Raw genomic sequence first — 12,948 nt, 5'->3', positions numbered from 1 at the left:
GAGCGCGCGCCCATGATCACATCGCTGATCTATCTGGTGGTCTACCTGATCGTTGTCGGCATCATCATCTGGCTGCTGCACTACCTCGTGAATGCGATCCCGCTGGATGAGCCTTTCCGCCGCGTGGCCAACATCGTCATCGTTGTGATCGGCGTGCTGATCGTGATCCTGCTGCTGCTGCAGTTCATCGGTGCGATCGATGGCGGCTTGCCCCGCTTGGGAAGACCATAGGCGACAGCCAAGTCGAGCCGCTGCCGCCTTATCCACCACCACCGCCTTCGATCTGCAGAGGATGCTAGGCCGATGCTGAAGCGCTTGCCCATCATCCGTCATGTGCGCTGGCTGATCTGGGCGTGGCGGGCCGAGCGGCACTACGCCATGTGGGCGCAGCTCGGCAGCCTGCCGGTCTACCGGGACCAAGACGAGGCCGTGCTTGATGCGATCTGGCGTGGTGAGCGGTAGCAAGTCCCTGATATTACAACATTATCAGCGTCTAGAACCTGGTTCTCTTTGCGCTGAACGGGCGGCCAAACGGGGCCGGTCCGGTACCAAAAGGGAACACGAGACCCTTCGGATAGTCCGAAATTGACCAAGCAACTGCATGGTTCGCGCTCGTGCCCGGGCTAACCAATTGATATTATGGGGGAATAAATTGCTATGGGCCGGGGGGAAGGTCTCGCGAACGGTTCGCGTTCAATTTCGGAGCGCGGCGGCGCTCGAATTTTAGCGGCTGCGAAACGAAAAAACTCTGAGAGACGAAAGTTCTTTCACCCGAAAAATGTCGATGTTCCAATCGGTTGTACGAAAAATACTGCTCAGCTGGAAAACAGTTAGCTGATGCCCGTCCCGGCTAACTTGCACCTCAGAACGGCCCTATCCGCCGCATCCTGATACCGCAGAGAACTTTCTTCTCAACGCCGAAAACGCAGCATTTTCATTGGCTTACCCAAAGGAGCCGGAATGCAGCTGCCCAGCGAAAGGCCTGTTTTTCCCGACAAAAATAGCCATTTCGGAATGTCCGAAATCGCCAAAAACTGGCCTGCAGATCAGGTAGAGCGCCGCCCGATCAGGGAGCTGGTGCCGAGCGCCCGCAACGCGCGCCTGCATTCCGACGACCAGATCGAACAGATCGCAGCCTCGATCAGCGAGTTCGGATGGACCATGCCCGTGCTGATCGATGAAGCGGGAGAGATCATCGCTGGCCACGGGAGAGTGCTAGGTGCCGAGCAGTTAGGCCTCAGTGAAGCGCCGACGATGGTAGCTCGCGGCTGGTCGGAAGAGCAGAAGCGCGCCTATCGGATCGCCGACAACAAGCTGACCGAGAACGGCGGCTGGGATCAGGCGCTGCTGCGGATCGAATTGAACGACCTCGCAAGGATCGGCCTCGACAGCCTGACCGGCTTCAGCGAAGCCGAGCTGCGCGAAATGGGCATCGGCGTCGAAGCGCTCGGCGGCATGCCGCTGCTCGCCGATGGCGAGCGCTCGCCCTTCCAGCAAATGACCTTCATCCTGCACGCATCGCAGGCCGAGATCGTCACCGAGGCGATCGAGCGCGCTTCGCAGGCGCTGGGGCCGCCGACCGAGGCCTCGCCGAACCAGAACCAGAACGGCAATGCGCTGGCGGAAATCTGCCGCGCGTACCTGGGCGGCGCATGACCAGCGCCAAGGAGATCGAGGTCCGCCCGATCGCCAAGCGCGATGCGGACGCGCTGATTCGGCGCGTGCATTACAGCCATAAGGTCGTTCGCAATTCGAAACTCTCGCTGGGCGTCTTCTTGCACGGCATGCTGGAGGGCGCGATGCAATTCGGCCCTTCGCTGCAGAAGTCAAACATCGTGCATCTGGTCCGCGATACCCGTTGGAACGGATTCCTCGAACTGAACCGGCTGGCCTTCACCGAGGCGCTGCCGCGCAATTCGGAAAGCCGCGCGCTCGGCATCGCGCTGCGCATGATCAGGAAGAACTATCCGCATATCGAATGGGTCGTCTCCTTCGCCGATGCCTGCCAATGCGGCGACGGCACCATCTATCGCGCGGCGGGCTTCGTGCTCACCGCGATCAAGGTGAACAAGGACCTGCATATCGCCGAGGACGGCAGCGTCGTTCACAAAATGACGCAGATCACGGGGCGCAACCGGCTGCAGCATCTCGCGGCGACCGGCGGCAGATGGCGCGGCACTGGCCCGACGCTGGAGGGCCATACGCTGCGCTACATCTATTTTCTGAACCCGACTGCGCGCTCGCGCCTGATCGGCGAGCCGCTGCCCTTCAGCGCGATCGAGTCGCGCGGCGCAAGCATGTATCGCGGGGTGCGTGGGAAGCAGGCGATGGCTGGCACCAACCAGCACAGCGACGGAGCAGCACCGATCCCCACGCTCCAGCGAGAAAAGAGGACAGCATGACGACCACCGGAAGAAAGCCCGTGCCGACGCATCTGAAACTGCTGCGCGGCAATCCAGGCCAGCGCCGGCTGAACGACGAGCCGCAGCCCGAGCAGCATGATGACGTGCCCGAGCCGCCGCCCTTCATCACCGGCTATGCCGCCGATGAATGGTGGATTACCGCCACCGAGCTGCATCGACTCGGCCTGCTGACCAAGGTCGATGTTCCTGCGCTCGCCGCCTATTGCCACGCCTTCGGCCAATGGAGGATGGCGGCGGAATCGCTGGCGAAGATGGCGGCGAATGATCCGATCATGCACGGCCAGATCATCAAGACAAAATACGGGGACGCCGCCGCGAACCCGCTGGTCTCAATCGTGCGCAAGCACGCGGGCGATGTCGTGCGCTACGCCGCCGAATTTGGCCTGACCCCTGCCGCACGTAGCCGGATCACTTCCGGCATCCACGGCGATGACTCGCAGAGCAAGTTTGCCGGACTCATCGCAGGTTAAGCGGACGCCTGAAGGCAAGCGCCGCGCCGCAGCGGTTATAAAATTCATCGAGAAACTGACCGTGCCCAGCGGCCAAGGCATGGGCAAGCCGTTCAAGCTGGAGCCGTTTCAGAAGCTGTTCATCCGCGCAATCTATGAGCCGCATCTCGGCCTGCGCCGCGCTGTGCGCCGCGCGATCCTCTCGATGGCGCGCAAGAACGGCAAGACCGCGCTAATCGCCGCGATCGTGCTGGCGCATCTGGTTGGCCCCGAGGCGATCGTCCACGGCGAAATCTATTCCGCCGCCAATGATCGCGATCAGGCGGCCATCGTCTACAAGTTCGCGCGTCAGATGGTCGAGCTGGATCATGAGCTGCGGGCGATGATCGAGCTGGTGCCTTCGACCAAGACCATGATCGCGCGGCGCACCGGCTCGGTCTATCGCGCGGTCAGCGCCGAAGCTGGCACCAAGCACGGCTATCTGCCAAGCGTGGTGATCTATGACGAGCTGGCCCAGGCGAAGAATCGCGATCTGTATGACGTGCTCGATACTTCGTTCGGCGCGCGGGATGAGCCGCTGTTCATCGTCATCTCAACGCAGAGCAACGATCCCGAACACATCATGTCGAAGCTGATCGACGACGGGCTCAGCGGAATCGATCCCGCCATCGTCTGCCATCTCTACGCTGCCGATGAGGGCTGCGAGCTGGCGGACGAGACGCAATGGCGCAAGGCGAATCCTGCGCTTGGAAAATTCAGGGACTACGAGGACCTCGCGACTGCGATCCGCAAGGCGATCAGGATGTCCGCCGAGGAGCCGAAGGTCCGCAATCTGTTCCTGAATCAGCGGGTCTCGCCGCATGCTTCGCTGATCAGCCGCGCCGAATGGATGGCCTGCGCAGGCAAGGTCGAGCTGGCGCAAGGCGAGGAAGTCTATCTGGCGCTCGATCTTTCCAGCACCGTCGATCTGACCGCGCTGCTGGTCGGCACCGCCGCCGATCCGTGCCGCATCGAGCCGCATTTCTGGAAGCCGCGCGAGCATCTGACCGAGCATGCCAGCCGCGACTTTGGCTCGGGATCGCATCGCTACCGCGAGTGGGCCGAAGCTGGCCATCTGAAAATCAGCCCCGGCAAGACCATCAACCCCGAGGCGGTGGCGCTCTTCATCGCCGAGATGACGCAGCGCTACAGGGTCAAGGGGCTGGCCTATGACCGCTGGCGCATCAACGATCTGCTGCGCGAGTTCGATCGCGTCGGCCTGCAGGCGCACGAGGACGGCGAGAAAGGCGGCGATGGGCTGCGGCTGGTGCCATGGGGCCAAGGCTTCAAGGATATGGGGCCAGCGATCGACGCGCTGGAGCTGGCGGTGATCGAGCGCAAGCTGATCCATCCCAACAATCCGATCCTGAACTGGAACATGGCGAACGCGGTGGCGACGATGGACCCTGCGGGCAACAGGAAGCTGGACAAGGATAAGGCGCGCTTTCGGATCGACGGCGCAGTGGCTGCAGCCATGTTGCTGGGGCTGCGGGCGCGGGATCGCAGAATCAAACCCATCGACATCGAGGCGCTGATCGGATGACACCGCGCGAACGTGGCGACATTCCATTGCTGGTCGCCATCGCGGTGGCGGTCTGCCTGATCATGCTCCTGATCGTCGCCTATTATGCGTGAGGCATGGCAGCACTTCTACGGCACCGCCTTCTGGCAGCGCCGCCGCAAGCTGCAGCTGCAAATGCATCCGCTCTGTCGATTCTGCGCCGAGGGCGGCGTCGTCACCCGTGCCTCGCATGTTGATCATGTCGAGCCACACAAGGGCGACTGGAATCTGTTCTGCCTCGGCGAGCTGCAGAGCCTTTGCGCTTCCTGCCACAACTCGCGCAAGCAGCTGATCGAAGCGCGCGGCCACGACATCATGGTCGATGACGATGGCTGGCCAACTGATCCGAAGCACCCGGCCAACAGGCATCGTTGAAAAGGAGATCGCACCATGCCGATTGCTATCCTCGACGGGCCGACCATCGCAGCTGGCCAGTCCCTCTCTGATGGAATGGATTGCTCAGCTGGCGAAATCGTCCGTATCACCATCCCGCAGGAATACACGCCAGCGAACATGACGTTTCAGGTCTCCAGCGATGGCAACTTCTACAATGATCTATACAGCAGCAGCGGCGACGAGGTCACGGTAGTCGCCAAGCCGAACACCGGCATCGTCATCTATGATCGGGCGTGGGTGCGCTCCATCAAGTTTATCAAATTCAGATCAGGCACGCGCGAGCATCCAGTCGATCAAAAGGTCGAATGCAAGTTCGCCATCGCAATCGAAACGCCAGAGGCGGCTCCGTAGGTGGACCGCAATATCAGCGCGCCGAGCATCGGGCTTTTATGCCTGCGACGGGCAGAGCTGGACTGAAGGGACGCGCTTGGCCGACATCGAGCGCCGTCTAGAGCCCTGATCATCGAAAGCATCAACGAAACCAACCTGCAGCCTGCGGGAGGGATGAGTCATGCCGATCAAACCGCACAAGGGCGAGAGCCAGAGCGACTTCATGGCGCGCTGCGTGCCCGAGATGATGGGTGATGGCGACCGGCCGAAGGATCAGGCGGTTGCGGCATGTCTCGCGATCTGGCGCGACCGCGACAAGAGCACGAAGGCGATGGAGCCTGATGACGACGAAAGCCACAGCGACTTCATGGAGCGCTGCCAGGACGAAGGTTACGACGAAGATGAGTGTCAACTGTTCTGGGAGGATCGCAGTGCTGCAGGCATCAGGCACAAGACTCACGCTGCGAAGGTCAACGGCCTTGAGTTCGTGCTGTCAGATGAGACGCCCGATCGCATGGACGATGTCATCATGTCCGATGGCTGGGACCTGTCGAATTTCAAAAAGAACCCCATCGCGCTGTTCGGCCATCGGAGCGACTTCCCGATCGGCAAATGGAGAAACCTGCGCGTCGTAGACAAGCAGCTGCGCGGCCATCTGGAGCTGGCACCTGAAGGCACATCAGATCGCATCGATGAGATCAGGAAGCTGATCGATGCCGACATCCTGCGCGCAGTCAGCGTCGGCTTCAGGCCGATCGAGAGCAAGCCGCGCAAGGAAAGCGAATACGGCGTTTTCTTCACTAAGGCCGAGTTGGTCGAGACCAGCCTTGTGTCGGTGCCAGCGAATCCGAATGCGCTGGCGGTAGCCAAGTCTCTGAAAATTTCTCCCGAAACCATCGACCTCGTCTTCGCCGGGAAAGGCGCAAGGGACGGCATCGAGCGGCGCGGGATCACCGGCGGGCAAGCCGAAAAATCATCGCTTGTGAGAAAGGGCACGACAATGTCGTTTGCTCAAAGGATCACTGCTGCCGAACAGCGCATCAATGCGCTGCGCGATCAGCTCGCCGCCCACTGGGAAAAGGCCGACGAGACCAACGTCACCGACGAGCAACTGAAGATCGCCGCTGACTTTAACGAACAGATCGAGCGGGAGGAGCGCACGCTTACTGCGCTGCGCGATTCCGAGAAGCATCTCGGCGCAACATCGGACGACAACGGCGGCGGCGCGATCGTGCTGCGCGGCGGCGCGCAGCTCAGGCCGCATGCCGAGCCGCTGCGGCCGTTCTCGAAGAAGAGGATCGAGCCCCGCGAGGTGCTCGTGAAGATGGGCGTCGTTCAGATGCTCGCGCACGTCACCAAGAAGCCGATCGATCTGGTGATGCGCGAGACCTATCCCGACGACGAGCCGGTCATCCGTGGCGTGTTTGAATGGATGGCCAAGGCGGCGACCGCGCCAGCGATGACCTCGGTCACCGGCTGGGCGGCTGAGCTGGTCCAGCAGATCAACGCTGGCTTCATGGATACGCTGATGCCGAAGTCGGTCTATCCCCGGCTCTCGAATGCTGGCCTCAGCCTGTCGTTCGGCACCAACGGCAAGATCGTCATTCCGACGCGCGCAACCACACCGACTATTGCGGGCTCGTTCGTCGGTGAAGGTCTACCGATCCCGGTTCGTCAGGGCCTGTTCACTTCGCAGGCGCTGACCCCGAAAAAGATGGCGGTCATCACCACATGGACGCGGGAGATCAACGAGCACAGCGTGCCCGCCATCGAGGGTCTGCTGCGCAACGCGATCCAGGAGGACACCGCTATCTCTCTCGATACGGTGCTGCTCGATGCCAATGGCGCGACGGTTGTTCGCCCTGCTGGCATCCTCAATGGCGTTACCGGCCTGACGCCCACCGCAGGCGGCGGCTTCAATGCCCTCGTCGGCGACATCAAGCAGATTTCGGGTGCGTTGCTCACCGCTACCAAGGGCAACGTGCGCAATCCGGTCTGGCTGATGAACCCGCAGCAGGTCAACAGCATCTCGCTGACGGCGATGCCCGGCATGAGCGCTTTCCCGTTCCGCGATGAAGTTGGCCGAGGCCAGCTCAATACGTGGCCGATCATCGACTCGGGAACGGTGCCTCTCGGCACGGTGATCGCGCTTGATGCTGCAGACTTCGTCTCGGTGGGTGGTGATGCGCCGCGCTTCGAGCTGAGCGATCAGGCCACGCTGCACATGGAAGACACCACACCGGCTGACATCGTCGGCGGCGCAGACCCCGGCACGCCAGCCAACCCGGTCAAGTCGCTCTGGCAGACCGACAGCATCGCGCTGCGGCTGATCCTGCCGATCAACTGGACGCTTCGCCGCACTGGTGTCGTCGCCTTCGTTGCTGGCGTCACTTGGTAACGGGCGGGAAAGGCAAAGGAGAAAGCACCATGACAGACAACAAGCAGGATGAGGCCGCCCGCAAGCGCTTGAGCGAAGAGCGGGCGCGGCGCGAGAAGCAGCAGGCATCGCAGCGCGAAGCGATGGCTGGCGTGAAGCCGACACCGACGCAGGAGGAAAACGACCTTGCTGCATTGGGCGTGCCGGTGACACCGGAGCCGGATGGATCGCCGAAACAGCCGCCTGCACCGCCCGAGCCGCCACCGCCGGAAGGCGGCGCAACGCGCACGCGACAGGTCGAAGCGGGGCAGTCGAGCAAGGGCTCATATTCAACGCGCAGCCCTGCGTCTGAATGAATGAGCACGCGCAGCCTGCTGGCGCGCATTGCCAACCAGTTGGTGCGACGGGGTGAAGGCGAATATCACCCCGGCCCGTGGCTGCTGCCGATCACCGGAGGCTGGCTGCCTGCCGGTGTCGGCGAAAGCCTGAACTGGTGGCAGCGCGGCTTCGATCCTGTCGGCTTCTCGTCGCGGTCGGCGATGGTCGAGGCGTGCGTCTCGGCCTACGCGCAGACCGTTGCGATGTGCCCAGGCGATCACTGGCGGCTGAACGACAAAGGCGGGCGAGACCGGGTCAAGACATCCGCGCTCGCCCGCATGCTTCGACATCCCAACAGTTACCAGTCGATCAGCGACTTCCTGCTGAACGCCACGCGCTCGCTCTATCTGGAGGGCAACACCTATGCGCTGGCGCTGCGCAATGATCGCTTCGAGATCGATGAGCTGCATTTGATGGACCCGACGCAGTCGTACCCACGGCTGGCGCAGACGGGCGACATTTTCTACCAGCTCGCAGGCAATGATATCATCGACAAGCGGCTCGGCGGCGCGAAGCTGATCGTTCCGCAGCGCGATGTGCTGCATATCAGGCTGCATTCGGTACGCAACCGCTCGCCTGTGCCGCTGGTCGGCGAGTCGCCGATCGTCGCCGCCTATGAGGACATCGGCGTCGGTGGGGCCATCGCGCAGCAGCAAGTGCGCTTCTATCTGAACGAGGCGCGGCCATCGGCGGTGCTGTCCACCGATCTGGTGCTCGACAAGGATCAGGTGCAGGCCCTGCGCGACCGCTGGAATGATCAGGCCAAGGGCCTGCATCAGGGCGGCACGCCGATCCTCACCGCTGGCCTGAAGGTGCAGCCATGGGCTACGGGCGGCAAGGATGCCGCCACCGCTGACATCCTGAAGCTGACCAACGAGCACATCGCGCTCGCCTTCCGCATCCCGCTGCAGGTGCTGGGCCTGGGCGGCAACAACCTCTCATCGACCGAGCTGCTGATGCAGAGCTGGATCGCATCAGGACTCGGCTTCGCGCTGAACCACATCGAAGAAGCGATCGGCCTGCTGTTCAATCTGAAGGGCCAGCCTGACGAATATGTCGAGTTCGATACGGCAGCACTGCTGCGCTCGGCACTGAAGGACCGCATCGAAGCACTGGCGCGCGGCGTTCAGGGCGGCATCTACGCGCCCAATGAGGCCCGTCAAAGCGAAGGTCTCGACGCCGTCGAATACGGCGATGAGCCGCGCGTCCAGCAACAGGTCGTGCCGCTGAGCGCGGCGGCAGCGATCCCCGCAGCGCCGCCTGCGCCAGCTGCGCCGCCAGCTGAAGGCACCGCCGAAGCTGATGACGACGAGGAAGAACCGCCACCGCCACCGCGTCCAGAAAAGGGCGACCGCGATGCAATCCAACGGGAAGTCCGCAACCTCATTGCCTGCGCCGACCGGATTGGCCGCCGAAGAATTACTTCTTGAGGCGTGGCGCGAGGCGCTGGCCGAGGTGCTCGATACCGAGCGCAAGCAGTGGCAGCGCGAGCGCGCCCTGATCGAGGCGCAGGCAGAGGCGATCATCGCCACGCTGAAGGCCGAAGTGGTGCAGTTGCGCAGCAGCTCGCTGGAGCAGATCAACGCCACCATGGGCGAGATCGTCCGCGTGGCTCTGGCCCAGATCACCAGCGGCGAGGATGGCGAGCCCGGACCTGCAGGCCCGGAAGGCCCTGTCGGCGCACGCGGCGATCAAGGCTTGCCCGGTGAGAAAGGCGATCGGGGCGATCCCGGCCCGCAGGGCGAGAAGGGCGAACCCGGAGAGCAAGGCGAGCGCGGAGAACGCGGCGAGCAAGGTTTGCCCGGTGAGAAAGGCGATCGGGGCGATCCCGGCCTGCAGGGCGAGAAGGGTGAACCCGGAGAACAAGGCGAGCGCGGAGAACGCGGCGAGCAAGGCCTTTCTGGTGAACGCGCCGAGCGCGGTGAGCCGGGAGAGCGCGGCGAGCAAGGGCTACAGGGCGAGCGCGGCGAACGCGGAGAACGCGGCGAGCGGGGCGAAAAAGGCGAAGCGGGAGAACGAGGCGAACATGGCGAGCAAGGTGAAAAAGGCGAAAGAGGTGAAGCAGGCCAACAAGGCGAACCAGGTGCGCGCGGCGAGCAAGGCGAGCGCGGTGAAAAGGGCGAGACCGGCCAGCGCGGGGAAACGGGCGCGTCGGGGCGGCTGACAGCTGCGCACCCGTTTACTGAAGGTGCCGTCCATTACGAGGGCGACATCGTCCTCCATATGGGCGGCACCTATCAGGCGCGATGCGATACCGCCCGCGCGCCGCCGCATGAAGACTGGGCCTGCCTCGCCGCCAAGGGCCGCGATGCCGCGATGCCCAAGATCATCGGCACCTATCGCGAGGGCGAGAGCTATTCGTTCCTGAACATCGTCGCGCTGGGCGGCTCCAGCTTCATTGCGCGCACCGATGATCCGGGGCCGTGTCCAGGCGATGGCTGGCAGCTGATCGCATCCGCTGGCCGCCCCGGTAAGCAGGGGCCGAAGGGCGAGCGCGGCGAGCGAGGCGAAGCAGGAGCGCGCGGCGAGCGCGGCCTGCCTGCACCCGGCATCCTCGGCTGGAGGATCGATCGCGAGGCCTATACCGCCACGCCGATCATGTCGGACAGCAGTGAGGCCCCGCCGCTGCAGCTGCGCCCGCTGTTCGAGCAATTCCACGGCGAGGCAGGCTGATGGCTGACATCTGGGTCAAGGTGCTGGAGCCTGCCGACAGCTACGCGCTGCTGACGCTGGAGGAAGCCAAGACGATCCTCGGCAACTCGACTGGCGACACTTCCGAAGATGATCAGATCAAGTTGTGGATCGACCAGTATAGCGACGTGGTCGCCACTATGTGCAACCGCGTCTTCGCCAAGGAGAAGGTGCAGGAAACATGGCGCGGCGATCTGATGCCGTTCGACAGCCCGCGCCTGTTCCTGACGCACTACCCGGTCGCCGATGATGACATTGAAGGCGTGGAGTCGCCGCGCGGCAGCATCATCAATGCAGCTGCCTACGAGATCGAAAACGGATCGGGCAAGCTGCGCATCGAAGGCGCGTGGTCAGAGCCGATCACCGTGATCTATACGGGCGGCTATGTCTTGCCGGATGATGCGCCCGATGCGCTGAAAGCCGCGACCGGCCTGCTGATTCAGGGTGCGCGATCCGAAATGACGACGACCGCCGTCAGCGGCATCAAGTCGATCACCCATCGCGAAAGCCGCGTGCAGTTCATGGAAGGCGGCGGCCAATCCAGTGGTGGCGGCGGCGCATTGTCGAAGGCCGCCGACACCGTCAACGCGCTGCTCTACAAATACATGCGCTTCTATGTTTGAGGTCAGGATCGACGGCATCGAGCCGCTGCTGGCGAAGTTCGACAAGCTAGAGGATCAGATCACCGCGCTGCAGAAGGCAATGCCCGCCGAGCTGGAGGCGTGGCAGCGCGATGACATGAAACGCAAGTATCCCAACATGACGGTCGAGGTCGTCAACAACGAGACCAATGCAACGACCTACATCTGGCCGACATCACGCACGCCATCCGCCAGGCGGCGACGGTTTCAACGACCGAAGCAGCATCGGCCGGCTACCGCTGGCCCTGTGGTGCGAAGCAATCGCCCGATCCTGCGTGCCGAGCTGCTGGCGCAGCTCTGGGACCGCATGAAGAGGCTGACAGCCGAGGCAATGAAATGGCCGTGAACCTCGATGTGCTGCTGCAGGGGCCGATCTTCGACTTCTGGGCGGTGCCGGTGACGTTCAAGCCGATCAAATCGCAGCCGGGACAGCCTGACTATCAGGGGCGCGGCATCCTGAACACCTACAGTCTCGATGTCGCGGGTCTCGATGGGCAAATCTATTCCGATCAGCGCACCATCCTCGACATCCGCGAGAGCGAGTTCGCAGTGCTGCCCGAGCAGAATGATCGGCTGCTGATTCCGAGGGACTGCAACAACGTGCCGCGCGGCGAATACCAGATCGTCGATGCCTCCAGCGATGGCGGCGGGCAGACCATGCTGACCATCCGAAAATACGAAACGATCATGTGACATGGGCATCACCGACACGCAGTCATTCTCGCTGGTGATCCGCGATGTGTTCTTCGATGCCGTGAGTTCAGATCCATTTTTCGCCAATTACAGCAAGCGCAAGAACAAAATGCTGAGCGTCCAGCATCAGCTGCTGCCGTACCTGGGCGTCTACATCATCGATGAGACGATGCTGCCGGATGGCGACGCCAATGCGGGACAGGTTCGCTTCATCCATGCGCTGCGCATCGGTTTCTCGGTGATGGTTGCGAACAACGATCAGGTGGTCGCCGAGCAGCAGATCGACGCGGGTTACTGGCGGATCATGAATCGGCTGTGGCCCGATCAGTACATCATGAATTTGATCGACACATACAACCCGCACACTGGGACCGAAAATCCAGACAACACGCGGATCGAAAGCATCGAGCGCGGCGTGCGCCGCCATGTCTTCGGAGCCACCGCGCTGAACAACGAAACGCCGGTCGCCGAGATGCAATACGAAGTAACGATTAAGCATCGCACCGACTGGCCGCCGATCATCACCGACGAACTGGAAGAGATCGATGTCACCACCGTGGTCGGTGACGAGCCCTACGATCAGCGCGAGCCAATTCGCAGCAAGTACCTGTTCGACATCTCACCTAGAAAGAGGGAGCCACGACGATGAATGCAAAGTTCAGCAAGGCGGGGCTGCGCGGGCTGCGCTCGAAGCAGCGAATGGAAGCAATGCATGCGACCGCGCCAGCTGGTGTGCGCGTGGTGCCCGCCAATGATGACGGACGCCGGCTGCTGCGGCATCCGAAGGGCGGCGGCTTCCCCGCCGAAGGGAGCGCCGAGTGGCCGGATGATCGTTTCACCAAGCGCAGGCTCGCGGACGGCTCGGTGACGCGCGAGGCCCCGCCCGAGCCCGAGGGCCGAGAGAAAGAGCGCAGCAAGCCCGACAAGGGCGATCAGCAGGAACCCAACGACGCCGCCTAACCGGGCGGCG

Annotated in this window: 17 protein-coding genes; all 17 read left to right on the top strand. The window is 62.9% G+C overall.

What is annotated here, in order from left to right; all coding sequences use genetic code 11:
* The first annotated feature begins 12 nt into the window (after positions 1-12).
* The 17 genes from AC0QUY_RS30385 to AC0QUY_RS30305 all read left to right on the top strand — a co-directional run bounded on the left by AC0QUY_RS30385 (position 13) and on the right by AC0QUY_RS30305 (position 12,938).
* Positions 13-231 (top strand): hypothetical protein, encoded by a 219-nt coding sequence (locus AC0QUY_RS30385; RefSeq protein ID WP_475389914.1) that lies wholly within the window; start codon positions 13-15, stop codon positions 229-231.
* 72 nt (positions 232-303) lie between these two features.
* Positions 304-462, top strand: a complete 159-nt coding sequence (locus AC0QUY_RS30380) for a hypothetical protein (RefSeq protein WP_475389913.1) — start codon at positions 304-306, stop codon at positions 460-462.
* 498 nt (positions 463-960) lie between these two features.
* Positions 961-1,656, top strand: a complete 696-nt coding sequence (locus tag AC0QUY_RS30375; protein WP_475389912.1) for a ParB/Srx family N-terminal domain-containing protein — start codon at positions 961-963, stop codon at positions 1,654-1,656.
* The gene (locus AC0QUY_RS30370) at positions 1,653-2,402 is read left to right on the top strand and encodes a Mom family adenine methylcarbamoylation protein (RefSeq protein WP_475389910.1); all 750 of its coding nucleotides are present in this window, start codon (positions 1,653-1,655) and stop codon (positions 2,400-2,402) included. The genes AC0QUY_RS30375 and AC0QUY_RS30370 overlap by 4 nt, the downstream gene beginning before the upstream one ends.
* Positions 2,399-2,893, top strand: coding sequence for a phage terminase small subunit P27 family (locus AC0QUY_RS30365; protein ID WP_475389909.1), 495 nt, complete (start codon positions 2,399-2,401; stop codon positions 2,891-2,893). Before AC0QUY_RS30370 ends, AC0QUY_RS30365 begins: the two co-directional genes overlap by 4 nt.
* Complete coding sequence (locus tag AC0QUY_RS30360) at positions 2,871-4,454, top strand: terminase large subunit (RefSeq protein WP_475389908.1); 1,584 nt, start codon at positions 2,871-2,873, stop codon at positions 4,452-4,454. Before AC0QUY_RS30365 ends, AC0QUY_RS30360 begins: the two co-directional genes overlap by 23 nt.
* An 84-nt stretch (positions 4,455-4,538) precedes the next feature.
* Complete coding sequence (locus AC0QUY_RS30355; RefSeq protein WP_475389907.1) at positions 4,539-4,847, top strand: HNH endonuclease signature motif containing protein; 309 nt, start codon at positions 4,539-4,541, stop codon at positions 4,845-4,847.
* Positions 4,848-4,862: 15 nt separating this feature from the next.
* Positions 4,863-5,219: a hypothetical protein gene (locus AC0QUY_RS30350; protein ID WP_475389905.1), complete on the top strand. Its 357-nt coding sequence runs from the start codon at positions 4,863-4,865 to the stop codon at positions 5,217-5,219.
* Positions 5,220-5,379: 160 nt separating this feature from the next.
* Positions 5,380-7,596, top strand: coding sequence for a phage major capsid protein (locus AC0QUY_RS30345; protein ID WP_475389904.1), 2,217 nt, complete (start codon positions 5,380-5,382; stop codon positions 7,594-7,596).
* Between the two features lie 29 nt (positions 7,597-7,625).
* Positions 7,626-7,931: a hypothetical protein gene (locus AC0QUY_RS30340; protein ID WP_475389903.1), complete on the top strand. Its 306-nt coding sequence runs from the start codon at positions 7,626-7,628 to the stop codon at positions 7,929-7,931.
* Entirely contained in the window at positions 7,932-9,383 is a 1,452-nt protein-coding gene (locus tag AC0QUY_RS30335) for a phage portal protein (protein WP_475389902.1), read from the top strand.
* Positions 9,358-10,626: a collagen-like domain-containing protein gene (locus AC0QUY_RS30330; RefSeq protein ID WP_475389900.1), complete on the top strand. Its 1,269-nt coding sequence runs from the start codon at positions 9,358-9,360 to the stop codon at positions 10,624-10,626. The genes AC0QUY_RS30335 and AC0QUY_RS30330 overlap by 26 nt, the downstream gene beginning before the upstream one ends.
* A complete protein-coding gene (locus tag AC0QUY_RS30325; protein ID WP_475389899.1) occupies positions 10,626-11,267 on the top strand; it encodes a hypothetical protein in 642 nt (213 codons plus the stop codon). The genes AC0QUY_RS30330 and AC0QUY_RS30325 overlap by 1 nt, the downstream gene beginning before the upstream one ends.
* Positions 11,260-11,631 (top strand): hypothetical protein, encoded by a 372-nt coding sequence (locus tag AC0QUY_RS30320; protein ID WP_475389898.1) that lies wholly within the window; start codon positions 11,260-11,262, stop codon positions 11,629-11,631. Before AC0QUY_RS30325 ends, AC0QUY_RS30320 begins: the two co-directional genes overlap by 8 nt.
* Positions 11,622-11,978 carry a head-tail joining protein gene (locus AC0QUY_RS30315; protein ID WP_475389896.1) on the top strand — a complete coding sequence of 119 codons (357 nt, stop codon included), beginning with the start codon at positions 11,622-11,624 and terminating at the stop codon, positions 11,976-11,978. The genes AC0QUY_RS30320 and AC0QUY_RS30315 overlap by 10 nt, the downstream gene beginning before the upstream one ends.
* 1 nt (position 11,979) lies before the next feature.
* Entirely contained in the window at positions 11,980-12,627 is a 648-nt protein-coding gene (locus AC0QUY_RS30310; RefSeq protein ID WP_475389895.1) for a hypothetical protein, read from the top strand.
* Positions 12,624-12,938 carry a hypothetical protein gene (locus tag AC0QUY_RS30305; protein ID WP_475389893.1) on the top strand — a complete coding sequence of 105 codons (315 nt, stop codon included), beginning with the start codon at positions 12,624-12,626 and terminating at the stop codon, positions 12,936-12,938. Before AC0QUY_RS30310 ends, AC0QUY_RS30305 begins: the two co-directional genes overlap by 4 nt.
* The last annotated feature ends 10 nt before the right edge of the window (positions 12,939-12,948 follow it).

Source organism: Bradyrhizobium sp. WYCCWR15520, from assembly GCF_056174665.1.
The sequence above is the reverse complement of the archived record's forward strand: the minus strand, read 5'-3'. Positions and strand labels throughout refer to the sequence as shown.